Annotated in this window: 24 protein-coding genes, 2 pseudogenes and 1 riboswitch; of the genes and pseudogenes, 13 read left to right on the forward strand and 13 right to left on the reverse strand. The window is 66.6% G+C overall.

Annotated elements, in window-relative coordinates; all coding sequences use genetic code 11:
• Positions 1–4 precede the first annotated feature (4 nt).
• Entirely contained in the window at positions 5–331 is a 327-nt protein-coding gene (locus tag ACFQE0_RS14875; protein ID WP_378970952.1) for a hypothetical protein, read from the forward strand.
• 7 nt (positions 332–338) lie between these two features.
• Here the strand turns inward: ACFQE0_RS14875 and ACFQE0_RS14880 are convergent, their stop codons facing one another.
• The 3 genes and pseudogenes from ACFQE0_RS14880 to ftsE all read right to left on the reverse strand — a co-directional run bounded on the left by ACFQE0_RS14880 (position 339) and on the right by ftsE (position 2941).
• Positions 339–1136 carry a YdcF family protein gene (locus ACFQE0_RS14880; RefSeq protein WP_378970954.1) on the reverse strand — a complete coding sequence of 266 codons (798 nt, stop codon included), beginning with the start codon at positions 1134–1136 and terminating at the stop codon, positions 339–341.
• Between the two features lie 154 nt (positions 1137–1290).
• A pseudogene (locus ACFQE0_RS14885) lies at positions 1291–2252 on the reverse strand (cell division protein FtsX).
• Positions 2249–2941, reverse strand: coding sequence for a cell division ATP-binding protein FtsE (gene ftsE, locus ACFQE0_RS14890; protein WP_378975486.1), 693 nt, complete (start codon positions 2939–2941; stop codon positions 2249–2251). Before ftsE ends, ACFQE0_RS14885 begins: the two are co-directional and overlap by 4 nt.
• A 205-nt stretch (positions 2942–3146) precedes the next feature.
• Here ftsE and ACFQE0_RS14895 point away from each other — a divergent pair, with 205 nt between their 5' ends.
• The 7 genes and pseudogenes from ACFQE0_RS14895 (at position 3147) to ACFQE0_RS14925 (ending at position 8593) form a co-directional block, all read left to right on the forward strand.
• Entirely contained in the window at positions 3147–3908 is a 762-nt protein-coding gene (locus ACFQE0_RS14895; RefSeq protein ID WP_378970956.1) for an MJ0042-type zinc finger domain-containing protein, read from the forward strand.
• Between the two features lie 103 nt (positions 3909–4011).
• Entirely contained in the window at positions 4012–4197 is a 186-nt protein-coding gene (locus ACFQE0_RS14900; RefSeq protein ID WP_378970958.1) for a twin transmembrane helix small protein, read from the forward strand.
• A 126-nt stretch (positions 4198–4323) separates the two neighbouring features.
• A complete protein-coding gene (locus tag ACFQE0_RS14905) occupies positions 4324–4956 on the forward strand; it encodes an acyloxyacyl hydrolase (RefSeq protein WP_378970960.1) in 633 nt (210 codons plus the stop codon).
• 42 nt (positions 4957–4998) lie between these two features.
• A complete protein-coding gene (locus ACFQE0_RS14910; RefSeq protein WP_378970963.1) occupies positions 4999–5571 on the forward strand; it encodes a cob(I)yrinic acid a,c-diamide adenosyltransferase in 573 nt (190 codons plus the stop codon).
• 161 nt (positions 5572–5732) lie between these two features.
• Positions 5733–6483: pseudogene (locus ACFQE0_RS14915) on the forward strand (electron transfer flavoprotein subunit beta/FixA family protein).
• Positions 6484–6556: 73 nt separating this feature from the next.
• Complete coding sequence (locus ACFQE0_RS14920) at positions 6557–7501, forward strand: electron transfer flavoprotein subunit alpha/FixB family protein (protein WP_378970965.1); 945 nt, start codon at positions 6557–6559, stop codon at positions 7499–7501.
• Positions 7502–7711: 210 nt separating this feature from the next.
• Positions 7712–8593 carry a 3-hydroxybutyryl-CoA dehydrogenase gene (locus tag ACFQE0_RS14925; RefSeq protein WP_378970968.1) on the forward strand — a complete coding sequence of 294 codons (882 nt, stop codon included), beginning with the start codon at positions 7712–7714 and terminating at the stop codon, positions 8591–8593.
• Between the two features lie 59 nt (positions 8594–8652).
• Here the strand turns inward: ACFQE0_RS14925 and ACFQE0_RS14930 are convergent, their stop codons facing one another.
• The 5 genes from ACFQE0_RS14930 to ACFQE0_RS14950 form a co-directional block, all read right to left on the reverse strand.
• Positions 8653–8952 carry a hypothetical protein gene (locus ACFQE0_RS14930; protein ID WP_378970970.1) on the reverse strand — a complete coding sequence of 100 codons (300 nt, stop codon included), beginning with the start codon at positions 8950–8952 and terminating at the stop codon, positions 8653–8655.
• 110 nt (positions 8953–9062) lie between these two features.
• The gene (locus ACFQE0_RS14935; protein ID WP_378970972.1) at positions 9063–10076 is read right to left on the reverse strand and encodes an NAD(P)H-quinone oxidoreductase; all 1014 of its coding nucleotides are present in this window, start codon (positions 10074–10076) and stop codon (positions 9063–9065) included.
• Positions 10077–10137: 61 nt separating this feature from the next.
• Positions 10138–10773 carry a uracil phosphoribosyltransferase gene (gene upp / locus ACFQE0_RS14940; protein ID WP_378970974.1) on the reverse strand — a complete coding sequence of 212 codons (636 nt, stop codon included), beginning with the start codon at positions 10771–10773 and terminating at the stop codon, positions 10138–10140.
• 116 nt (positions 10774–10889) lie between these two features.
• Complete coding sequence (locus ACFQE0_RS14945) at positions 10890–11351, reverse strand: DUF2852 domain-containing protein (RefSeq protein ID WP_378970976.1); 462 nt, start codon at positions 11349–11351, stop codon at positions 10890–10892.
• Positions 11352–11431: 80 nt separating this feature from the next.
• Positions 11432–12052 (reverse strand): TetR/AcrR family transcriptional regulator, encoded by a 621-nt coding sequence (locus tag ACFQE0_RS14950; RefSeq protein WP_378970978.1) that lies wholly within the window; start codon positions 12050–12052, stop codon positions 11432–11434.
• Between the two features lie 234 nt (positions 12053–12286).
• Between ACFQE0_RS14950 and ACFQE0_RS14955 the strand changes: the two genes are divergently transcribed.
• From ACFQE0_RS14955 to ACFQE0_RS14965, 3 genes are all read left to right on the forward strand, one after another.
• On the forward strand, positions 12287–12586 hold the full coding sequence (locus tag ACFQE0_RS14955; protein WP_378970980.1) for a hypothetical protein: 300 nt from the start codon (positions 12287–12289) through the stop codon (positions 12584–12586).
• Positions 12587–12655: 69 nt separating this feature from the next.
• The gene (locus ACFQE0_RS14960) at positions 12656–13042 is read left to right on the forward strand and encodes a thioredoxin family protein (RefSeq protein WP_378970982.1); all 387 of its coding nucleotides are present in this window, start codon (positions 12656–12658) and stop codon (positions 13040–13042) included.
• A gap of 81 nt (positions 13043–13123) precedes the next feature.
• The gene (locus ACFQE0_RS14965; protein WP_378970984.1) at positions 13124–14245 is read left to right on the forward strand and encodes a glycosyltransferase family 2 protein; all 1122 of its coding nucleotides are present in this window, start codon (positions 13124–13126) and stop codon (positions 14243–14245) included.
• A gap of 6 nt (positions 14246–14251) precedes the next feature.
• Here ACFQE0_RS14965 and ACFQE0_RS14970 read toward each other — a convergent pair whose 3' ends face one another.
• Together ACFQE0_RS14970 and thiC are read right to left on the reverse strand one after the other, a co-directional pair.
• A complete protein-coding gene (locus ACFQE0_RS14970; protein WP_378970986.1) occupies positions 14252–14575 on the reverse strand; it encodes a hypothetical protein in 324 nt (107 codons plus the stop codon).
• Positions 14576–14810: 235 nt separating this feature from the next.
• Positions 14811–16700 carry a phosphomethylpyrimidine synthase ThiC gene (thiC, locus tag ACFQE0_RS14975; RefSeq protein WP_378970988.1) on the reverse strand — a complete coding sequence of 630 codons (1890 nt, stop codon included), beginning with the start codon at positions 16698–16700 and terminating at the stop codon, positions 14811–14813.
• Positions 16701–16770: 70 nt separating this feature from the next.
• Positions 16771–16876, reverse strand: a riboswitch (TPP riboswitch).
• A 99-nt stretch (positions 16877–16975) separates the two neighbouring features.
• Here thiC and ACFQE0_RS14980 point away from each other — a divergent pair.
• Positions 16976–17347: an HNH endonuclease family protein gene (locus ACFQE0_RS14980; protein ID WP_378970990.1), complete on the forward strand. Its 372-nt coding sequence runs from the start codon at positions 16976–16978 to the stop codon at positions 17345–17347.
• Between the two features lies 1 nt (position 17348).
• Here ACFQE0_RS14980 and ACFQE0_RS14985 read toward each other — a convergent pair whose 3' ends face one another.
• Positions 17349–17597: a PilZ domain-containing protein gene (locus tag ACFQE0_RS14985; protein WP_378970992.1), complete on the reverse strand. Its 249-nt coding sequence runs from the start codon at positions 17595–17597 to the stop codon at positions 17349–17351.
• A gap of 40 nt (positions 17598–17637) precedes the next feature.
• A complete protein-coding gene (locus ACFQE0_RS14990) occupies positions 17638–18150 on the reverse strand; it encodes a hypothetical protein (protein WP_378970994.1) in 513 nt (170 codons plus the stop codon).
• 254 nt (positions 18151–18404) lie between these two features.
• Between ACFQE0_RS14990 and ACFQE0_RS14995 the strand changes: the two genes are divergently transcribed.
• Positions 18405–20603 (forward strand): transglycosylase domain-containing protein, encoded by a 2199-nt coding sequence (locus ACFQE0_RS14995; protein WP_378970996.1) that lies wholly within the window; start codon positions 18405–18407, stop codon positions 20601–20603.
• Positions 20604–20609: 6 nt separating this feature from the next.
• Here ACFQE0_RS14995 and ACFQE0_RS15000 read toward each other — a convergent pair whose 3' ends face one another.
• Positions 20610–21449 (reverse strand): aldo/keto reductase, encoded by an 840-nt coding sequence (locus tag ACFQE0_RS15000; RefSeq protein ID WP_378970998.1) that lies wholly within the window; start codon positions 21447–21449, stop codon positions 20610–20612.
• Positions 21450–21538: the final 89 nt, after the last annotated feature.

Here is a 21538-nt window from a genome sequence, read left to right on the forward strand (position 1 = left end):
GCCGATGAGACGTTCGACCTTCACCGTGTTGGCCTTTAGCCTCGCGACGGCGCCCGCCTTTGCGCAGGGTGGCGATGCGACCTGCCCCCGCGATGTGGTGGTGGCGCAATCGATGCAGAGGCAGGCCCTCGACCAGTTGGAGCAGGCCGAGCTGAGCGACATCGCCAAGAGCTGTCGCGTTTGGCGCCGTCATGTCGACACCATGCGCCGGGTTGCAGCCGTCTACGGCCGCTGCCTCTCCGGCGGCGAGCGGAATGCGGGCCTCGCCCAGGTACAGGGCTCCGAGAAGGAATTCGCCGAGGCGATCCGCACGCGCTGCAAGGGGCTATAGCCCCCGCTCAATCGAGCCGGCGCAGCATCGGCTCTGCGACCATCTTGATGGGCTTGCGGCGACCGATCAGGATCGCGGCCCGCGAACGTTCGGGATCATCCTCAAAACGGGTGCGAACCCAGCTCACCAGGAATTTCACATATTCCGAGGCGATGAGCTTCGCCGCGCAGGGGTTGTGCCACCACGTATCGACATTGAAACCCCCGGTCACCACCGGATGCGGGACGATGCGCTCGCTATCCTGCAACGCGTGATCGAGTTCGATCAGCGTGCGCGGCATGTGGTAGTTCGAAGTGACCACCGCGACGGTGCTAAAATGGTGCGCCCGCATCCAGCGACGCGTTTCGATGGCGTTGCCGATCGTGTTTCGGGCCCGGTAGTCGAGATCGACACAGCAATCGATGAGCTGGCGCTGGGTCGGGTTCAGGCGAGCGATTTCCTCCCGGCTCGTCCGCTCGTTCACTCCGGTAATGAGCAGGCGGCGGCCATAGCCTGCAGCCAGAAGGTCGATGGCGTCGCCGATGCGCTGAGCTCCGCCGGTGAGAGCCACAATGCCGTCCGTGCGGCCTTCGGGTGTGCGCTCCTGCCGGGCGAGATGACCGGCGAAAGCCAGAAACCCGGCGATGAAGGCGAAGATGGACAAGCCTGCGACGGCAGCGCCGCAGTAGTAGACCAACCCCCGGCTCGTCCGGCCCGGCTTTCCACCAGACCCATGGCCCGTCCCCTTGGCCGGGGAGGCGGGCACCTGCTCGTTCCAGACCCAGCCAATGGCGTCGGTCGCGAGAGAGACGGGAGCGCGCGTCATCCGCGTGTTCATCCTCCGGAGCCTAGCGCCGAATGAGGCGCCGTGGAGGCAGCCGCGTCCGGCTGCCCACAGATCACTCTCCCAACTGGTTGCCAAACACTTAAGAATCGTCGGCAGTTCGCCGCCTTGGATTGTTAGTCACTCTCGACCGCAACTAAGCGAGGTACCGCCGCACGGTGATGCGTGAGACGGCACCCGTGACGAGGGACGCGATTCCCCCGATCAGGGCGATGCTCGCGAAGCCCCGCCAGCCGATCTGGAAGGCGCCGAACAGCGCCTCGATCTCCTGGCCCGCCGGGCCGGAGGAGGACGATCCCGTGATGAGCCCCGCGATGAGGAAGGCGAGAATGGCGCAGGCTGCGCCGATGCCGCCGCCACGCAGGCCCAGGCCGAAGAAGCGGGCCTGGAACGCACGGGCAATGTAGTCGTCCCCCGCACCGACGAAGTGGAGAACCTCGACCACCTCCTTGTTGCCTGCCATGGCGCCGCGCGTCGCGAAGGTCACCGCGAGTCCGGTCGCGACCAGAACCAGCATCACCAGGGCGACGCCCGCACCGACGAAGGCGTTGGCAGCGGTGGAAAGCCGCTGCAACCAGAGGGCGTGATCGTCGAGGCTGGCGACACCCGGCAGAGCGTCGGTCAGCTTCGTGCGCAGGCGGCCAAGGTCGGCCTTGTCGCCGGACATCTTGAGCGCGATGAGGCGCGGCACCGGAAGGTCGGTGAGGTCGAGCCCGGTGCCGAGCCAGGGTTCGAGTAACCGTTCCGACTCGGACTTGGAGAAGATCCGTGTGCGCGCGATGCCCGGCTCCGCGCGGGCGATGCCATCCGCGCGGGCGACATCGGCATCGACGTCCCGGCCGGGGCCGGGGCGGACCTGGATCGTCACCTCCTGCGCCACGCTGGCCTGCCATTGCCCGGCATTGGCGGCGACCATCTCGGCGGCGCCCGCGCAGAGCCCGGCGAGGAAGGTGAGGATGGCGATGACCGCCGCGAGCGAGCGACCCGCGGCGGTATCGGTCGGGACGAGGGCGCGTTGCGCCTCAGGTTGGCGGGGAGGGTCGGGTCCGCCGGGAACGCAGCCGCAGCGCGTGCCCGGGCCCTGGCGGCGATGTTCATTCCTCGATCCGAAGGCGGCCCGCGTTCAGCACCATGCGGCGGGCGTTGACGGCATCCATGATGCCAAAATCGTGGGTGGCGATGATCACGGAGGTGCCGAGCTTGTTCAGCTCGAGGAAGAGCCGCAGCAGCCGACGGCCCAGGGCCGGATCGACGTTACCGGTGGGCTCGTCGGCCAGCAGGAGGTCCGGCCGGGCGATCAACGCGCGGGCGATGGCCGCGCGCTGCTTCTCACCGCCGGAGAGCAGGGGCGGTAAAGCGTGCATGCGCTCGCCGAGGCCGACCCAGCGCAGCAATTCCACCACCTCAGCGCGGTAGCTCGTCTCGGCGCGGCCCTGCACGCGAAGGGGAAGGGCGACATTCTCGTAAGTGGTGAGATGGTCGAGCAGGCGGAAATCCTGGAACACCACCCCCATCCGCCGCCGGAGCATGGTGAGCTTCTCGCTCGAAATGCCCGACACTTCCTCACCGAAGATAGCGACGGTGCCGCGCGTCGGGCGGACGGAGAGCAGGATCAGCCGCAGCAGCGTGGTCTTGCCCGCGCCGGAGGGGCCGGTGAGGAATTGGAAGGAGTGGGGCGCGATGCGGAAGCTCACGTCCGACAGCACTTCCGGCCCGAGGCCGTAGCGCATCCCGACATGCTCGAACTGCACCACGGGCCGTTCGGCACCCGGCAGCAGGCTCTTCATGGTTGCCTGAACGTTCAACGCCGTCCCGCCGCTACGCCCGAAGGCAGGGTTCGAAAAGCTCGCCTCGCGGGCCTTGCCGCGCGGGGGCGGGGCCAGCCCTCGTGGCTTCACGCGAGGTTAACCCCGTTCGGGCACCATTTCTCAAGAGTTTTCTCCCCCACGGCTCTCTTGCGAGGACGGGGGCGACCGCGTCGAGTTCTCGCCGATGTTGATCACCTGCCCGACCTGCGCCAGCAGCTACCGCATCGATGCGGCGAAGATCGGGCCGGAGGGACGCTCGGTGCGCTGCGCCGCCTGCCGGGAGACATGGTTCCTTACCCCCGATGCGGCCGTCGAGGAAGCGCCGGAGCCGGGCCTCGGCCCGTCCGATGAGGTGTCCGACGCGGCCTGGGCCGAAGCCGCCACCGCCGTGCGAGAGACGGCCGAGCCGGAAGCTCCTCCGGAGGAGCCGAAGCCTAGCAAGCGCAAATCCCCACCCAAGAAGGGGAAAAAGACGGCGAAGGCGAACCCCTTTGCCGCTAAGGCCTTCCTGTCGCCGCCCGTGGTCCTCGGTCTCGCGCTGCTGGCTGCCTTGCCGGTCGCATGTCTTGCCCGCACCGGTCTCGTCGGCCTCATTCCGCAAACGGCCTCGGTCTTTGCCGCCATCGGCATGCCGGTGAATCGGCGAGGCCTGGAGATTCGCGACGTCGTCGCCTTCCAGAATCCCGGCGGGGATGAGAGCTCGGCCGAATTGGTAGTGGAGGGCGACCTCGTCGGCGTCGGACGGGCCAACGTGTCGGTCCCGGGACTGCGCATCGAGATCAGCGATGCTGCCGGCAAGGTGATCAGGTCGTTCCCGGCTTCAGCGCCGAAGCCAAACCTCGGAAAAGGCGAGTCGGCCCGCTTCCGCGCGAAGCTCACCGATCCGCCCGCGCAAGGCAGGGCCGTGATGCTTCGATTCGCAGACGCGACGACGGCCAAGCGCTGAGCCGCGACACTCCGCTGCGGGCACTGGGCTGCGCGGGCTCGCGTCGCCCGCTATAGGGTCTCACGCAAGCCCTTCAGGGATGCGCCGACCGGGACCCTTTGCGATGTCGTCCAATAGCCTCGTCCTCGTCGCCTGCCTCGCCGTGGCCGTCGTTCTCTTGCTTGGCCTCGCGAACATGATGCGCGGCGGCAGTGCAAGCGTCTCCCAAAGACTGATGCGCTTGCGCGTTCTGCTTCAGTTCGTCGCCATCGTTCTGATCATGGGCGTGGTCTGGTGGCGGTCCGCCTAACCTACACTGTGACCGACGTGCCGCAGGCGCCGGTTTTCAAAATTGTGACGGATGAAGCGCGGCCCAACGGCTCAGCTCCGTGATACGCTCGCGGCGAACAGTAGCTTCGTTGTCGACCGAGCCCGCATGACCGCCACCTTCCGCGCCCTCCTTGCCGGCCTCGCCACGGCTTCGGCCCTGGCACCCGCCTCCGCTGCGGACCTCCGTAGCGCCCCGGCGCCGTCCTACTACGCGCCCCCGGTCCAGCCGCTCAGCATCGTCTCGGAAATCCGTATCGGCGGCGCGGTGCAGGATCCCGGCAGTGCCGAGGGCAAGGCGCGCGGCTTCTCGAAAGAGAACATCAACGGCGAAATCCTGTTCGCCAAGCCGATCGTGTTTCAGGATTCCTTCTGGCAGGCCTTCATCCCGCGGGCGACCATCGGCGGCAGCTACAACACCGGTGGCCGCACCAGCTACGCCTATCTGGGCGCAACCTGGACCATCGAGGTCTTCCCGGAGACGCTGGGCCGCAAGGTGTTCATCGACGGCTTCTTCGGCGGCGCCGCGCATAACGGCTACACCGGCCCGAAGGCGGGGACGCCCTACGGTTTCAACACCCTCGGCTGCTCGCCGCTCTTCCGTGAGGCCGCCGCTCTCGGCTATCGCCTTACGGAGCACTGGAGCATCATGGCCACCGTCGAGCACATGTCCAACGCGGGCCTCTGCGCCAACAACCGCGGCCTGACGAACTACGGCGGCAAGATCGGCTACACTTTCTAAGAGCCTCCGGCCGCTCCGCCGGGGGACGGGCGGGAGCACCCCTTGGTCAAGCTGAACCGGATCTACACCCGCACCGGCGACAAGGGCACCACTGCCCTGGCCGATGGCCAGCGCCGGTCGAAGGCCGACCTGCGGGTCGAAACCTACGGCACCGTGGACGAGACGAATTCCTGCATCGGTCTCGCCCGGTTGCATGCGGACGAACATCTCGACCGCATGTTGAGCGCCGTTCAGAACGACCTGTTCGATCTCGGCGCCGACCTCGCGACGCCCGAGGGGCCGGAGCCGCTGCCCTACGAGCCCCTGCGGATCGTGGCCTCGCAGGTCGAGCGGCTTGAGCGGGATATCGACGCGCTGAACGCAACGATCCCGCCGATCAAGTCCTTCGTTCTGCCGGGCGGCTCGCCCTGCGCGGCCTATCTACACCTCGCGCGCACCGTCTGCCGCCGGGCCGAGCGGCTCGCGGTTCACCTCGCCGGGACCGAAGGTGAGGTCGTATCCCCCGAGGCGATCCAGTACCTGAACCGCTTGTCGGACTTCCTGTTCGTGGCGAGCCGCGCGGCGAACAACAACGGCGCCGACGACGTTCTCTGGGTGCCCGGCGCGAACCGCTGACGTTATCGCGGCGGATCAGTGCTGCTCCGCCGCGCCGCGTTGACAAGGCAGAAATGTGGCCGTTACGGTCCGCCCGCCTTTCGCGGGGAGGCCGTCGCGCGCGCTCAGCGCCGCACCAATCCCCGTCCACCAAGAAAAACAGCGGGAAGGATACAATCCTCATGAAGGTTTTGGTGCCCGTCAAGCGGGTGGTCGACTACAACGTGAAGATCCGCGTGAAGGCGGACGGCTCCGGCGTGGAGCCTGGCGAACGTTAAGATGTCGATGAACCCCTTCGATGAGATCGCCGTGGAAGAGGCGATCCGGCTGAAGGAAAAGGGCAAGGCGACCGAGATCGTCGCGGTGTCGATCGGCCCGCAGCAGGCGCAGGAGACCCTGCGCACCGCCCTCGCCATGGGCGCGGATCGTGCGATCCTCGTGAAGACCGACGTGAATTGCGAGCCGCTGGCCGTCGCCAAGCTTTTGAAGGCGGTTGTCGAGAAGGAGAGCCCGCAGCTCGTCATCCTCGGCAAGCAGGCCATCGACGACGATTCGAACCAAACCGGCCAGATGCTCGCCGCCCTTCTCGGCTGGCCGCAGGGCACCTTCGCCTTCAAGCTCGAAATGGGCGAGGGCACGATCGACGTGACCCGTGAGGTCGATGGCGGCCTCCAGACCGTCGCGCTGCAGATGCCGGCCATCGTCACGACCGACCTGCGCCTCAACGAGCCGCGCTATGCGTCGCTGCCGAACATCATGAAGGCGAAGAAGAAGCCGCTGGACGAACAGTCCCCCGAGGCTCTCGGCGTCGACGTGACGCCGAAGCTGTCGGTGCTGAAGACCGCCGAGCCTCCGGGCCGCTCCGCCGGTGTGAAGGTGGGTTCGCCCGCCGAACTGGTGCAGAAGCTCAAGATCGAAGCCGGCGTCATCTGACCCTCACGTCACGCCGAGCCGCGCTCCCTCTGAGGGTCGAGCGCGGCTTCCACGCAAGGGAGATTTTCCGCACATGACCACGCTTCTTTACGTCGAGCATGCCGACGGACGGATCAAGGACGGGACGCTGAAGGCGCTCTCGGCCGCCAACCAGATGGGCGGCCCTGTGCACGCCCTGGTGGCAGGCAGCAGCGCGAAGGCCGCCGCTGAGGCCGCCGCCAAGCTCGAAGGCATCGAAAAGGTGCTGGTGGCCGAGGACGGCGCCTACGACCACGATCTCGCCGAGCCGGTTTCGGCCCTGATCCAGTCCGTGGCCGAGCCCTACGACACCATCGTTGCGGCGGCTTCCACCACCGGCAAGAACGTCCTGCCACGCGTCGCTGCGCTGCTCGACGTCGCCCAGGTGTCGGACATCATCAAGGTCGTCTCGGCCGACACGTTCGAGCGCCCGATCTACGCGGGCAATGCCATCCAGACCGTTCAGGCCCCCGGGCCGAAGCGAGTGATCACCGTCCGCACGGCCGCCTTCAAGGCGGCGGGCGAGGGCGGTTCGGCCGCTGCCGTCGAGCCGATCTCGGCCTCGACCCCGGCTGCGGGCTCGACTTTCAAGAGCGAAGAGATCGCAAAGTCCGACCGTCCGGAACTGGCCTCGGCGAAGATCATCGTGTCCGGCGGACGCTCGCTCGGCTCAGCCGACAAGTTCAAGGAGCTGATCGAACCCCTGGCCGATACGCTCGGCGCGGCCGTGGGCGCGTCGCGCGCTGCGGTGGACGCGGGCTACGCCCCCAACGATTGGCAGGTCGGCCAGACCGGCAAGGTCGTCGCGCCCGATCTCTACGTGGCGGTCGGCATTTCGGGGGCGATCCAGCACCTCGCCGGAATGAAGGACTCGAAGGTCATCGTCGCCATCAACAAGGATGAGGACGCGCCGATCTTCCAGGTGGCCGATTACGGGCTAGTGGGCGACCTCTTCCAGGTCGTGCCCGATTTCCAGTCAGAGATCGCCAAGGCCAAGTAAGGGCCGATCTAGGCACCAGCGTTCTGCACGGGCCCTCCGAGCGACGTGCGGAACGGATTATTGCACTGCACGCCTTCCCTGGGTTCCTTCATCCCTTGCGAATGGTCTAGAAAGCTGAGACGGCATTGAATTCAACGTGCCGCCTCAGTGCTCTCGGCGAAGCCGCGAGCCGTCGGCGGAGCAGGCACGGATCGGGGGCAAGGTCTTCAGATGGGCATCGAGATCAAGCGGGTCGGCATCATCGGCGCGGGCCAGATGGGAAGCGGCATCGCGCAGGTGTGTGCTGCAGCCGGCCTCGACGTCTTCATCAATGATCGTGACCCGGCGCGCCTCGCCAACGGTATCGATTCGATCGAGAAGGGATATGCCCGTCTCGTGTCGAAGGGTGCCATGGAGGAGACGGATAGCCGCTCCGCCCGCGAGCGCATCACCTCGATCGACACCTTTGCGGGCTTGGCGCCCTGTGATCTGGTGATCGAGGCCGCCACGGAGAACGAGGCGACCAAGCGGGACATCTTCACGAGCCTCTGTCCGGTGCTCGGTCCGGACACGATGGTGGCGACCAACACCTCGTCCATTTCGATTACCCGCCTCGCGGCGGCCACCGACCGGCCCGAGCGGTTCATCGGCATCCACTTCATGAACCCGGTGCCGGTGATGCAGCTCGTGGAGCTGATTCGCGGCATCGCGACGGAAGATCAGACCTACGAATCGGCCAAGGGCTTCATCGGCAAGCTCGGCAAGACGGCGACGATGTCGGAGGATTTCCCGGCCTTCATCGTCAACCGCATTCTGCTGCCGATGATCAATGAGGCGATCTATACGCTTTACGAGGGCGTGGGCTCGGTCGAATCCATCGACACCGCCATGAAGCTCGGCGCCAACCATCCGATGGGGCCGCTGCAATTGGCGGATTTCATCGGCCTTGATACCTGCCTTTCGGTGATGCAGGTCCTCTATGAGGGTCTGGCCGATTCGAAGTACCGGCCGTGCCCGCTTCTGGTGAAGTATGTCGAGGCTGGCTGGCTCGGGCGAAAGACCAAGCGCGGCTTCTACGATTACCGAGGCGTAAACCCCGTTCCGACGCGCTGAGCCGAACAGCAACGGCCCCCGCGATCTTCAGATCGCGAGAGCCGTTGTTACGTCCAATTTTACTTGGCTTCGCCGTTCGCACCCTTCTGCGCGGGCTGCGGATAGGCCGGGTTATCGCTCGGCACCGACGTCGCGTTGCCGGAGGACGGGCTGGATGTGCCGGTCACGGAGCCAGTGATCTCCTTGCGCGAAGCGTCCTGGCTCTGCGAAGCCCAATCCTTCGGCGAATTCGCGCCGTTCCACGTCAGCAGACCGATCGTGGCGACCGCGAGCAGCGCGAGGCTGCCGAGGAGCACATAAAGCACCGGCTTGCCACGCTGGCCCTGGCGGCTCTCCGTGGGGGTGAGTTTTTCGACCATCGGGATCCCTCGCTCACGTTACGCGACGCGCTCGCGACGCCGTCGGCAACTTCAAAATGTTGTCGCTCGGCAACGCGAGGGCGGGGAGGGAGTTCCGGTCGCCGCAAACCTCAGCGGCCGGTGGTCAGAATGATCTTCCCGAGATGGGCGCTCGATTCCATCATCTCGTGCGCCTCGCGGGCGCGCTCCAGCGGGAAGGTGGCGTGCGTCACCGTGCGAATGCGCCCGCTTTCGAGATGCGGCCACACGTCCTTGCGCAGTCCGGCAGCGATCGCGGCCTTGTCCTCTTTCGAGCGCGGACGCAGCGTCGATCCGGTGAATGTCAGACGATTGGTCATGATCGGCGTGATGTTCAGGCCATCGACCTTGTAGCCACCCATCAGGGCGATCATCACGAGGCGGCCGTCCCGGGCGAGCGACTTGAGATTGCGCTGCAGATAGCTGGCGCCGATCATGTCGAGGATCACATCGACGCCGCGCTTGTCAGTGAGCCGCTGGATCTCCTCGGCGAAGTCGGCTTGCTTGTAGTCGATGGCGGCTTTGGCCCCCAGTTCCTCGCAGAAGCGGCACTTCTCGGCCGAGCCAGCCGTGGCATAGACTGTAGCGCCGAATAGCTTCGCCATCTGGATCGCCGTCGCGCCGATGCCGCTCGATCCGCCATGAACGAGGAAACTTTCGCCCTCGGACAGGCGTCCGCGCTGGATTACGTTGGAATAGACCGTGAAAAACGTCTCCGGCAGGCCACCCGCATCGACGAGCGAGATCGCGGCAGGGCGCGGAAGGCAATGGCCCGCCTCGGCCACGGCGAATTCGGCATAGCCGCCGCTGATGACCAGGGCGCAGACCTCATCACCCACGGACAAGCCCTGCACACCCTCGCCAAGAACGGCGATGCGCCCCGCCACCTCAAGGCCGGGGATCTCGGTTGCGCCGGGCGGCGGCGGGTAGCTGCCCGCGCGCTGAGCGACATCCGGCCGGTTCACGCCCGCCGCGACGACCTCAATCAGCACCTGGCCCGGCCCCGGCTGCGGAACGGGCGCCGTCTCGACGGCGATGATCTCCGGGCCGCCCTTACCGTCGTAGCGGATCCGGCGCATGGTTTCGGGCAGGGTGGCGCTGGCCATGTCAGGTCTCCGAGAAATCGGGGAGATAAGTGTCGGCGATAAGCTTTCCGGCAAGGCCGGATCAGCGTGTGCCGTACATACGGTCGCCGGCATCGCCGAGGCCGGGCACGATGTAGCCATGCTCGTTGAGGTGGCTGTCGATGGAAGCCGTCCAGACCGGCACGTCGGGATGAGCTGCCGCAAGCCGGGCCAGTCCCTCCGGCGCCGCAAGCAGGCAGACGAAGCGAAGGTCGACAGCGCCGCGCGCCTTCAGCCGGTCGAGGGCCGCGACCGCCGAATTGGCCGTGGCCAGCATCGGATCGAGCACCAGCACGGTGCGGTCGGCGAGATCGGACGGCGCCTTGAAGTAATACTCGACGGCTTCGAGCGTCTCGGGGTCACGATAAAGCCCGACATGGGCCACCCGTGCGGAAGGCACGAGTGACAGCATTCCATCGAGAAATCCGACGCCCGCCCGCAGAATCGGGGCGAGGACGAGCTTCTTGCCCTGTATCTGGCGGCCGGACATGGGGCCGATGGGCGTCTCGATAGCGATGTCTTCAAGGGGGAGATCCCGCGTCACCTCATAGGCGAGCAGCATGCCGATCTCGTTGAGCAGGCGGCGAAAGCCCTGCGTCGAGCGATCCTTATCCCGCATCAGGGTGAGCTTGTGCTGCACCAGCGGGTGATCGACCACTGTGACTCGCCCGCCCGACATTCTCTCTCCCTCAAGCGTCCCGGCGTGAGCATTGCCGGAGGCGGAGAGCGGGCGCAACGGGATCGGCACCATTCCCTCTCCCCGCGGGCGGGGAGAGGGGTGAGCGGCCTGTGGACTCAAACGTTTCGCGGGCCTTCCTGGCCGCCGGCACGGCGCTGGGCCATGAAGGCGTCGAACTGCTCGCGGTCCTTGGCGCGCTTCAGCTCCTCCACGAAGGCGGTGAAGGCGCGGCTCTCCTCTTCGAGAGCGCGGCGCTGGGCTTCGAGGCGATCGAGTTCGGCGCGGCGATACTCATCGAAAGCCGCGTTTCCGGTGCCGCGATTGGCGGCCTCGAAGGCACGAGCGAAGCGCGACACGGGACGCGCCTCGTCCCAGGTGCCGAAGTTGCGACGGGCCGCATCTCGCATTTCACCGACGGCCGGATAGCCCGTCAGCTTCCACGCGAGCAGCGCGAGTCCCACCGGCCACCAGTAGACGAAACCGAGGACGATGGCGCCGATCTCGATCGAGCGGCGGGGAAATGGACCAGTCCGGCAAGAACGGCCGGTGGCATAGGGAGGTGTCGAGGTCGTGTTCACGGGCAAGCTCCGCATCTCATGTGAACAGCGTTAACATGCGGATGGGAGTCGGGGCTTTCAAGGGCAGCCGAGTTCGGCTCCTATTCGCGCCTCGTCGCCCCGTGCACCAGGGCGAGAACGCCTGCGCGCAGTAGCTCATATTTGTCGGGAATACCCGGGCCGGTGGGCAGATGCCCGGCGGCCGAAAGGGTCGCCAGCCCATGGGCGAGCGCCCACACTTCGAGGGCGATGAATCGCGGCGTCACCCCACCGAACCCATCTGTGAACGTCGCCTGCAGCGCTTCGACAAGCAGATCGAACGGGCTCGGCCGACCCTCCGGCATCTCCGCCGCATGGATGCCACGTGTTTCGAAGATCGCCGCGTAATAGGCGGGCTCTTCCTCGGCGAAGGCGAGGTAGACCTCACCCATGCGGGTGAAGCGCTCAAGCGGCGTCCCACGCGAGGTGAGGGCGCGTGCGAGGCGGCTCGCCAGTTCGTTGAAGCCCCGTCCAGCTAATTCTTCAAGCAGCGCCTCACGCCCCCGGAAGTGCCGATACAGCGCAGCGGGCGTTACACCGACGAGGCGGGCAGCTTCGACCAGGGTGAAGCCCCCGATGCCGCGCTCGGCGATAAAGCGCCGCGCGGCCTCGACCAAAGCCTCTTTGAGATTGCCGTGATGATAATTGCGCCGGTCGCCCGGCCCATCCCGCCAGTGTCGCAAGACACCGATTCTCCCGCTACAGACCCCGGACTATCCGCCTCTACCAGCGGACCCGCAGTGCATTACGGGCGACGGGCCGGTTTGTTGCAAGACAACCTTCCGAACGGCCGCAAGCAGTGGGGGAAAACGGAAAATTGCCCTCGAATCCGTGGCTCACGCGGGCCTGATTTGACGGACAGGACGTAACATTGTTTCAAGCGCGACGCGTTCAAACGAGCCGCGCGGGAGGATCCGATGGCCTTCGTGAGCCTCAAGGCGTGGCGTGCCCGATCCGCAGAACGTTCGGCCCTGGCCGCCCGCCTGAAGGGCGAGATCGCCCCGGCGCTCGGGCTCGGTCCGGATGATTCCCTGTCGGTCAACGAGATCGCCTGCGCCGATCCGGGATGCCCGGACATGGAGACGATCGTTCTCGTCATGCGCGTGGGTCAGCCGACCCGTGCCCTGCGCATCCGGAAGGTGATGGAGGATGTGACGGCCGACGACATCGCTGACTTGGCCGAGGAGGAGAAGGCAGGCCCCACGGGTGCGGCGTGATGGCGATGCGTATCGTCCATCCTCGCGTGTAGGATCGAGGCAGGACTACGAGAGTCCACGGAAACGCCGATGACCACACGCCGCCAGATCCTCGCCGTCGCTTGGCTTGCCCTGTCGATCTCCCCCGCCATGGCGGCCGATCCGGTGCCGTTCGAGCAAGCTGCCTTCGACGCCGCCCAGAAGGCGGGCAAGCCGATCCTCATTGAGGTCAGCGCGCCCTGGTGCCCGATCTGCAAGGCGCAGAAGCCCGTCATCGCGAAGCTCACGAAGGATCCGCGCTTCAAGGACCTTCAAGTCTTTGACATCGATTTCGACAGCCGCAAGGACGTGCTGAAGGGCTTCAAGGCCCGGATGCAGAGCACCCTCATCGCCTTCAAGGGCGAGACGGAGGTTGGCCGTTCCGTCGGGGAAACGCAGCCCGAATGGATCGAGGGTTTGGTCGAAAAGACGCTCTGACCTGCGGCTTTCGGTTCCCGTTCAGGTCGCCCGGAGGATAAGCGGACGCGCGCCATGGTCGGCGCTGACGAGACGAGTCCGATGTCGAATCCCACCGCCGTGGTCGCGGTTCCGGTGCGAAACGAGGCCGAGCGGATCGCCGCTTGCCTGCGCGCTCTGGATGCGCAGGAAGGCCTGAGCCCTGGCTCATTGGGGGTGGTACTGTTCCTGAACAATTGCATGGACGGGACCGAGTCGATCGTTGCAGGTCTGGTCCCGACCCTCTCGGTGCCGGTGAAGGTGCTGAATGAGGACTTTTCCGGCGCCCATGCCGGATGGGCGCGCCGCAAGGCCATGGATGCCGCCGCCGCGTGGCTCGGCGAAGCCGGCGGAGCGATCCTCTCGACGGATGCCGACAGCCGGGTCCCGCCGAACTGGGTGGCGCGCACACAGGCAGCCATTGCCGCCGGGGCGGATGCCGTCGCGGGCCGCGTGGAACTCGACGTGGAGGAGGGCAAGCTCCTGCCGGATATGCTGCACGCGCGGGGTCGCCTGGAGGATATCTACGACGCCCTCATCACCGAAGCCGAGGCGCGGATCGACCCCGATCCGCACGATCCCTGGCCCTGCCACCGCACCACCATCGGCGCAACGCTGGCGGTCACCCGCGATGCGTATCTGGCCGTCGGCGGCATGCCGGAGATTCCCCTTGGGGAGGATGGCGCCTTCATCGCGAGGCTCATCGCGCACGGCAAACGCGTGCGGCACGCGACGGATGTGTGCGTGACGATCTCCGCGCGCCTCACCGGCCGGGCGCCGGGCGGTGTCGCTGACACGATCCGATCCCGCTGCGAAGAGCCAGACGCCCTTTGCGACGCGCGGATGGAGACATTCCCCCGGTGCGTGCGCCGCTATCTGTGGCGGGCGAAATTCCGGCAGATGCACGCGACCGGTGCCCTCGCGCGCGAAAGCGCCTGGGCCGAATGGCTCGGCCTGTCACAGGCGGATACCGCGCGCATCGCTAGCCTTCCCCTCGGCCACGCCATCTCCGAGGCCGAAAAGGCCAGCCCACGACTCGCCTATAGCCCGATCGGCCCGCGCCAGTTGCCGCGGCAGATCCGCCTCGCACGCATCGCGCTTGTAGCGATTCGAACCCTGACCAAGCTGCGCGACAAGCGCCGCAACGCCGTCACCGCCTCACCGGTGACGGCGAGGACGGCCTGAACGGGTTCAGGCCACGCGGGTGACGTTGCCGTTCGCGGTATTTTGCGTGCCGGCATTCGCATAGGCGCGGTTGCGCAGCGCCGTTTCGCTCGGCAGCTGCGCCAGAACGTCCCCGGATCCGGGGTCCACGACCTGAAAGACAATGGCACGGGTATCGGTGTCGCGGATGAACCGCGTCTCCCGCGAACTCGTGCCGATATCGAGCTTCACCGCTGGTTCGAGCGCCTTAGACGGCGTCTCGGGCTCGCGGGGCTGAGGGGCGGCGGTGGCGCCGAGGGCTTCGAGGCCCTGCGGTCCGGAGGCCGGACTGGTAACACTACGAACGTCCATGACAGGCTCCTACGATCCTGTGATGGACGGATTACGCGCCTGTCGCATTAAGCGGGGCTTAATTCCCCCGTGCCGCGCCAGTCTTCGACAGCGGGTTTAGGACTCGCGATGAATATCGGGTTACTAACAACCCTCAAATCCGCGCTATCGCAGCCGCGCTGGATTGTTTTTTGCCACGAAAACCGTCAATTGCCGGTGCGGCGCGCCCGTCACGTGACGAGCGCGCCGACTATTCTCACTCCGCCGCGTCGACGTAGAGCTTGCCGCCCTCGGCCAGGAATTCGCGAGACTTCTCGCGCATCCCGGCCTCCGCCTCGGCCTTGGACATGGCGGGAGCTTGGCCGATGACCTGACCCGCCTCTTCCATCGCCAGCACCTCGGCGCGAAGATCCTGCGTGATCTTCATCGAGCAGAACTTCGGCCCGCACATCGAGCAGAAATGCGCGACCTTGTGGGCATCCTTGGGCAGGGTCTCGTCGTGGTAGGCGCGGGCCGTATCCGGATCGAGGCTCAGATTGAACTGATCTTCCCAGCGGAAGTCGAACCGGGCTCGGCTGAGGGCATCGTCACGCAGCTGCGCGGCGGGGTGGCCCTTGGCGAGGTCGGCGGCATGGGCGGCGATCTTGTAGGTGATCACGCCGACCTTCACGTCGTCGCGGTCCGGCAGGCCGAGATGCTCTTTCGGGGTGACGTAGCAGAGCATTGCCGTGCCGAACCAGCCGATCATCGCCGCGCCGATACCGGAAGTGATGTGGTCGTAGCCGGGGGCCACGTCCGTCGTCAGCGGGCCAAGGGTGTAGAAAGGCGCCTCGCCGCATTCGCGAAGCTGCTTCTCCATGTTCACCTTGATCTTGTGCATCGGCACGTGGCCGGGGCCCTCGATCATCACCTGACAGCCCTTGTCCCAGGCGATCTTGGTGAGTTCGCCCAGCGTCTCCAGCTCGGCGAATTGTGCGGCGTCGTTGGCGTCGGCGATCGAGCCGGGGCGCAGGCCGTCTCCCAGCGAGAACGACACGTCGTAGGCCCGCATGATGTCGCAGATCTCGTCGAACCGCTCGTAGAGGAACGATTCCCGGTGCCCGGCGAGGCACCAGCGCGCCATGATCGAGCCGCCGCGGGAGACGATGCCGGTCACACGGCGCGCGGTGAGCGGCACATGGGCTAGGCGCACGCCCGCATGGATCGTGAAGTAATCGACCCCCTGCTCGGCCTGCTCGATGAGCGTGTCCTTGAAGACCTCCCAATCGAGCTTGAGCGGATCGCCGCCGACCTTCTCAAGGGCCTGATAGATCGGCACGGTCCCGATCGGCACGGGCGAGTTGCGAATGATCCAGGAACGGATGTTGTGGATGTTGCGGCCGGTGGAGAGGTCCATCACCGTGTCCGCACCCCAGCGGATCGACCAGACCAGCTTCTCGACTTCCTCGGCGGCCGAAGAGGTCACGGCCGAGTTGCCGATATTGGCATTGATCTTCACGAGGAAGTTGCGGCCGATGGCCATCGGCTCGAGTTCGGTGTGGTTGATATTGGCCGGGATGATGGCCCGACCGCGCGCCACCTCATCCCGAACGAATTCCGGCGTGATGAAGGGCGGCACCGAGGCACCGAAATTCTGGCCGTCGGCGAGGGCTGCCTCGGCGCGCTCCAGCATTTGCTCGCGGCAGAGATTCTCGCGGTGCGCGACGTAGATCATCTCCTCGGTGATGATGCCGGCGCGCGCGAACTCGTACTGCGTCACCATCTGGCCGGGTGACGCCTTGCGCAGCACGCGCTCGGCGGGGCAGGGGGCGACAAGCTTGTCGGCGGAGGCGAAGCCGTTATCCTCGGGCTTCACTTCGCGGGGCGTCGCCGCCTCGTAGCCACGCGCCTCGATCCACGGGGCACGGACCTGCGGAAGACCGGCGGCGAGATCGATGCGGGCGTCGGTCTCGGTGTAGGGACCAGACGGGTCGTAGACCCGCACCGGAGCTTCCTTCGGATCGGTCAGCACGATCTCTCGGAAGGGGACGCGGATATCCTCGCGGCCTGCGACCGGCGCGTAGACCTTGCGCGAGCCGGTGACCGGACCTGTGGTCACGGTCTCGGGACTTCCCTTCACATCCTTGGGCAGCACGGGTGCGTTCATCTGGCCTCTCCTGGCGCTGGAGCGGTCCAATTGCGCGACGACGATAGGGAAAGGTGCAGCCTCGCCGAAGAAGCCGCAGAGTTCCTGTCCCTCCGCCGGTACGAACCGGATCAGGTTCAAGGGTCAGGGCATTTACGCCCAATCTCAGCCCCTTACGGGCCCCCCTCGGAACGGTTCGAACCTCCGAGGTTTGCCTTGTCTTGTCAATGCCGCCGCACGGAGCCCAGTGACAGCGCCCTGTACTCGCCTGCCAGATCCATCACGGAGCAAATGACTTGGGCAGACGCGACCGCCTATGGCGCGACGACGACCCGACAACGCACGGCCCCCAGGCCGCGCCACCGGTCATCTGCCCGCTCTGCGAGCGGCCGATCCCGCACGGGGCGAAATCGAGCCTCCATCACCTGACGCCCAAGCTGAAGGGCGGGACGCATCGCGGCACGGTGCGGCTGCATCAGGTCTGCCACTCGGCGATCCATGCCCGCTACAGCGAGGCCGAGATCGCCCGGCGCCTTGCCGATATCGATGCGTTGCGGGCCGATCCGGAACTCGCGCGCTTCGTGGAATGGGTGCGCACGAAACCGGACGATTTCTACGCCCCGACCCGCATGACGAGGGACCGCAGGAGCGGGCGGCGCCGGGATTGAATCACGACGAGACGAATGTCAGCCCCGCCCGCTTGCCGCGCTGCCAAGCCACATTCGCCTCGCGCATCGCCGTCTCCGGCGTGAGGCGCACTCGGACCTGCTCCGGCAGATCGACCGATCGTTCGATCTCGATCAGCGCGCCCGCCTGTGTCACATCCCAGACGAGACAGTCGATCTCGCCGTCTTCACCTTCGACGGTGCCGAAGGTGAAGGCATTGCGGCGATAGGAACCGCGCCGTTCCTCGGACATGTCGTGCCTCGCTCAGCGCCGGTCCGGCATCGCGGCCGGATCACTCATCGTCCGGCACACTGCGATAGCGGCGGCGGACCGCCCCGTCATCGTCATAGGAACGGCGAGGGCGATCATAATCCCGGTCGTAGTCGCGGCGGGGGCGATCCTCGTCGCGATAGCCGTCGCGCGAACGGTAGACATCGCGGGGCCGGTCATCGTCCCGATCATTGCGACGGTAGCGGCCATCGTCACGGCCACGGTCGTCGTTGCGATAGCGGCCGACGCCACCGCTCTCGGTCAGGCGGGGCGCGTACCAGCAGGTCTTGCGCTGGTTGGGAGCGGGGTCACCGAAGCTCTGGACGTTGCATGGCACCGAACCGCCCTGCTGGAACGGGCGGCCATTGGTTTTCCCGGGCACGCCGAAATAGACGTTGGTGGGGTAGGGCATCTTACAGACGCCACCTTCTTCGGCACAGGGGACGGTGTTCACCGTATCCAGCTTGATCTCGGCCAGCGCGGGAAAGCTCCCGAGACCGATGGCTGCCGCCGCGACGAGGATTGCTGCCCGCACCAGATCGATCTCCCCCTCTGAAACGCGCGGCACCATACGGATGGACCTACGTGGAAACCAGGGGCCGTCCGCCGAATATTGCCTCGAGCCATAAAATCAGAGGCTTTTTGCAAAGCGTTCGGCTCCCTTAACGGCCCCTTAAACCGCCGCATTTACATCGTCTCAGAATGCGTCCGAAGGGCCGCCGCGATGTCGTTTCGACCTCGGGTTGCGCGGCCTCGTGCGCGGGCAAGCGAGCTTCGTAGCGGGTGTCGATGGCTCAGAAGCGTGGCAGGGCCGAGCCGAATTTCGACGTGCCAGAAGGGCGGCCCGGACGACGCGGCGACCTCGACCTGCGCCTCTCCCGGGAGGACCGGGCGGGCGGCGGCGACACAGGGAGCGAGGGTCGCGTGAGCAAGCAGACGGGCAAGCGATCCTCTTCGTCCCGCGGTTCGTCCGGGGGCAGGGGCTCGTCCGGCCGGGGCGGCGGGCGGAGCCAGAAGCGCCGCCGCTCGTGGCTCGGCCGCATCGTCTATGGGGGCGTGGTGCTCGGCCTGTGGGCCGTGATCGGTCTTGCCGGGCTGATCGCCTATCACGCCTCGCAACTTCCGCCGATTGACCAGCTCTCCGTGCCGAAGCGTCCGCCGAACATCGCCATTCTGGCGAGCGACGGCACGCTCCTCGCCAACCGGGGCGAGACGGGCGGACGTGTGGTCTCGATCAAGGAATTGCCGCCTTACCTGCCGCGCGCCTTCGTGGCGATCGAGGACCGGCGCTTCTACAGTCATATGGGGATCGACCCCGTCGGCATCGTCCGAGCCATCGGCCAGAACCTGACCCGGCGGGGCGTGGCCCAGGGCGGCTCGACCCTGACGCAACAGCTCGCCAAGAACCTGTTCCTCACGCAGGAGCGCACGGCGTCCCGCAAGATCCAGGAGGCGATCCTCGCCCTCTGGCTCGAGCACAAATACACCAAGGACGAGATACTCGAGCTCTACCTCAACCGCGTCTATTTCGGCGCGGGCGCTTATGGCGTGGAGGCGGCGGCACAGCGTTACTTCGGCAAGCCTGCCAAGGATGTCAGCCTCGCGCAGGCCGCGATGCTCGGCGGCCTCGTCCAGGCACCGTCGCGGCTGGCGCCGAACCGCAACCTGCCCGCAGCCCAGGCCCGTGCAGCCCAGGTGCTGGCGGCGATGCAGGAACTCGGCTTCGCCGCGCCCCAGGACGTGAAGGTCGCCCTGGCCCAGCCCGCGAGGCCCGCGAGCGTGCGCGGCGGCGGGTCCGCCAACTACGTCGCCGACCTCGTGATGGACGTGCTCGACGATTACGTCGGCAAGTTCGAAAGCGATATCACCGTGCAGACCACGGTGGATCCTTCGCTGCAGGCCACGGCCGAGCGGTCGCTCGTCGATGAGTTGAACAAGCAGGGCTCGCGCTTCAACGTCGGCCAGGGCGCCCTGGTCTCGATGCGTCCGGACGGGGCGATCCGCGCGCTGATCGGTGGCCGCGACTACGCGCAGAGCCAGTTCAACCGGGCGACCACTGCAAAGCGCCAGCCTGGCTCATCGTTCAAACCCTTCGTCTACCTCGCCGCCGTCGAGCGCGGGGCGACGCCCGACACGGTGCGTGAGGATGCGCCGATCAAGATCGGCAATTGGGCGCCGGAAAATTACTCGCACCGTTACGAAGGTGCCGTCACCCTCCGCTCGGCCCTGGCCCATTCGCTGAACACCGTCGCGGTCCGCCTCGGCCAGGAGGTTGGCCCCAAAGCCGTCGTGCAGACCGCCCAGAAGCTCGGGATCACCTCGGCGTTGCAGGCCAACGGCTCCATCGCCCTCGGCACTTCGGAGGTGACGCTTCTGGAAATGGTGGGAGCCTACGGCGCCTTCGCGAATGGCGGCATGGGCGTCATTCCCTACGTGGTCGCGTCGGTGAAGGGGTCGGACGGCAAGTTCCTTTACAAGCGCACCGAGAGCGGGCTCGGCCGGGTCATGAGTCCAGATGCCGACGGCATGATGAACGCCATGATGCATGAGACCTTCGTCAGCGGCACCGCCAAGAAGGCCGACATTCCGGGGTGGGACCTCGCCGGCAAGACCGGCACCACCCAGGATTACCGCGACGCGTGGTTCATCGGCTTCTCGGGCAGCCTCGTCACGGGTGTCTGGCTCGGCAACGACGATGGCGAGCTGACCAAGAAGGTGACGGGCGGCAACCTGCCTGCGGAAGTCTGGAAGACCTACATGGCGCAGGCCCTAAAGGGCCAGAACCCGGTGCCGCTGCCCAACATCAATCGCTGGCGCCGGGCGCCGGAGACGACTGCCTCGGTCGCGAATGCGGGACCGGCCGACGTGATCGGCCAGATCATCGACGGTCTGACCCCCGCGCCTCAGCCTGAGGCCCCCGTTCGCCGCCAGCGGCAACAGCGCGCCGAACCGAACTTCTTCGAGAAGTTGTTCGGCATCAACGACTGATCCGGCCTAGAGCATCGGGAGCACGCGCGGCCTGGGACCGCGCGGAAAATGGCTTTCGATCAGGGCGATCTCGGCGGGGTCGAGACGGATCTCGGCCGCCGCTGCGTTCTCGACGGCGCGTTCAGCCCGCACCGTCTTGGGGATGGTGAAGGTGTTCGGCAGGCGCAGCAGGAAGGCGAGCACGATCGCGTAGGGCGAGGTGCCATGCGCGTCGGCGATGCTCTGCAAGACGCGTCCGCCCGGGCTCGCGGGCTCGGGAAAGTCGCCGCTGCCGAACGGGGAATAGCCGACGAGCGCGACGCCGTGAGCCGTGCACCAGGGGAGCACCGCATGCTCGATGGCCCGCTCTGTGGGGCAATAATAGACCTGATTGCAGGCGATGCGGTCCGGCCCCGCGATGGCGAGCAGCCGCTCCAGATCATCGACGTCGAAATTGCTGACGCCCCAGGACAGGATCTTGCCGTCGCGACGGAGATCCTCGAACCCCGCCACCGTCTCGGCCAGTGGGTGGCTTCCCGGCCAATGCAACAGGTAGCAATCGATCCGGTCGGTCCGCAGGCGGCGGAGCGATGCTTCGCAGGCCCGCACTACGCCCCGGCGTGTTGCATTGCTGGGCACCACCTTCGAGACGAGGAAGATCTCCTCCCGACAATCGGAAATGGCCTCGGCGACCATGGCTTCGGCCTCGCCGTACATTTCGGCCGTGTCGATATGGGTCATGCCTGCATCGACGCCCGCGCGCAGGGCTCGCACCGCTTCTGCGCGGTCGGCGCCGTCGATTCGCCACGTGCCCTGGCCGATGACCGGCACCGACACGCGTGCCGCCCCGAAGCCCCTCGCGTGCATGACGCCGTCTCCCCGATCCACCGCTCGAACGGCGGCTTACCGTCGCGCCTTACTCACGCCATCATGGCCGGGTGAGCAAGGACCCGACG

It is taken from the genome of Methylobacterium komagatae (assembly GCF_042661665.1).
Taxonomy (GTDB): domain Bacteria; phylum Pseudomonadota; class Alphaproteobacteria; order Rhizobiales; family Beijerinckiaceae; genus Methylobacterium; species Methylobacterium komagatae.

What these genes read in the sequence shown, in the direction of transcription:
- ACFQE0_RS14920 (WP_378970965.1), top strand. Translation starts at nt 6,557, where the DNA reads ATGACCACGCTTCTTTACGTCGAGCATGCCGACGGACGGATCAAGGAC.
- ACFQE0_RS14955 (WP_378970980.1), top strand. Translation starts at nt 12,287, where the DNA reads ATGGCCTTCGTGAGCCTCAAGGCGTGGCGTGCCCGATCCGCAGAACGT.
- ACFQE0_RS14960 (WP_378970982.1), top strand. Translation starts at nt 12,656, where the DNA reads ATGACCACACGCCGCCAGATCCTCGCCGTCGCTTGGCTTGCCCTGTCG.
- ACFQE0_RS14895 (WP_378970956.1), top strand. Translation starts at nt 3,147, where the DNA reads ATGTTGATCACCTGCCCGACCTGCGCCAGCAGCTACCGCATCGATGCG.
- thiC (WP_378970988.1), bottom strand. Translation starts at nt 16,700, where the DNA reads ATGAACGCACCCGTGCTGCCCAAGGATGTGAAGGGAAGTCCCGAGACC.
- ACFQE0_RS14925 (WP_378970968.1), top strand. Translation starts at nt 7,712, where the DNA reads ATGGGCATCGAGATCAAGCGGGTCGGCATCATCGGCGCGGGCCAGATG.
- upp (WP_378970974.1), bottom strand. Translation starts at nt 10,773, where the DNA reads ATGTCGGGCGGGCGAGTCACAGTGGTCGATCACCCGCTGGTGCAGCAC.
- ftsE (WP_378975486.1), bottom strand. Translation starts at nt 2,941, where the DNA reads ATGAAGAGCCTGCTGCCGGGTGCCGAACGGCCCGTGGTGCAGTTCGAG.
- ACFQE0_RS14985 (WP_378970992.1), bottom strand. Translation starts at nt 17,597, where the DNA reads ATGTCCGAGGAACGGCGCGGTTCCTATCGCCGCAATGCCTTCACCTTC.
- ACFQE0_RS14900 (WP_378970958.1), top strand. Translation starts at nt 4,012, where the DNA reads ATGTCGTCCAATAGCCTCGTCCTCGTCGCCTGCCTCGCCGTGGCCGTC.
- ACFQE0_RS14970 (WP_378970986.1), bottom strand. Translation starts at nt 14,575, where the DNA reads ATGGACGTTCGTAGTGTTACCAGTCCGGCCTCCGGACCGCAGGGCCTC.
- ACFQE0_RS14930 (WP_378970970.1), bottom strand. Translation starts at nt 8,952, where the DNA reads ATGGTCGAAAAACTCACCCCCACGGAGAGCCGCCAGGGCCAGCGTGGC.
- ACFQE0_RS14995 (WP_378970996.1), top strand. Translation starts at nt 18,405, where the DNA reads ATGGCTCAGAAGCGTGGCAGGGCCGAGCCGAATTTCGACGTGCCAGAA.
- ACFQE0_RS15000 (WP_378970998.1), bottom strand. Translation starts at nt 21,449, where the DNA reads ATGCACGCGAGGGGCTTCGGGGCGGCACGCGTGTCGGTGCCGGTCATC.
- ACFQE0_RS14880 (WP_378970954.1), bottom strand. Translation starts at nt 1,136, where the DNA reads ATGACGCGCGCTCCCGTCTCTCTCGCGACCGACGCCATTGGCTGGGTC.
- ACFQE0_RS14965 (WP_378970984.1), top strand. Translation starts at nt 13,124, where the DNA reads ATGTCGAATCCCACCGCCGTGGTCGCGGTTCCGGTGCGAAACGAGGCC.
- ACFQE0_RS14905 (WP_378970960.1), top strand. Translation starts at nt 4,324, where the DNA reads ATGACCGCCACCTTCCGCGCCCTCCTTGCCGGCCTCGCCACGGCTTCG.
- ACFQE0_RS14875 (WP_378970952.1), top strand. Translation starts at nt 5, where the DNA reads ATGAGACGTTCGACCTTCACCGTGTTGGCCTTTAGCCTCGCGACGGCG.
- ACFQE0_RS14935 (WP_378970972.1), bottom strand. Translation starts at nt 10,076, where the DNA reads ATGGCCAGCGCCACCCTGCCCGAAACCATGCGCCGGATCCGCTACGAC.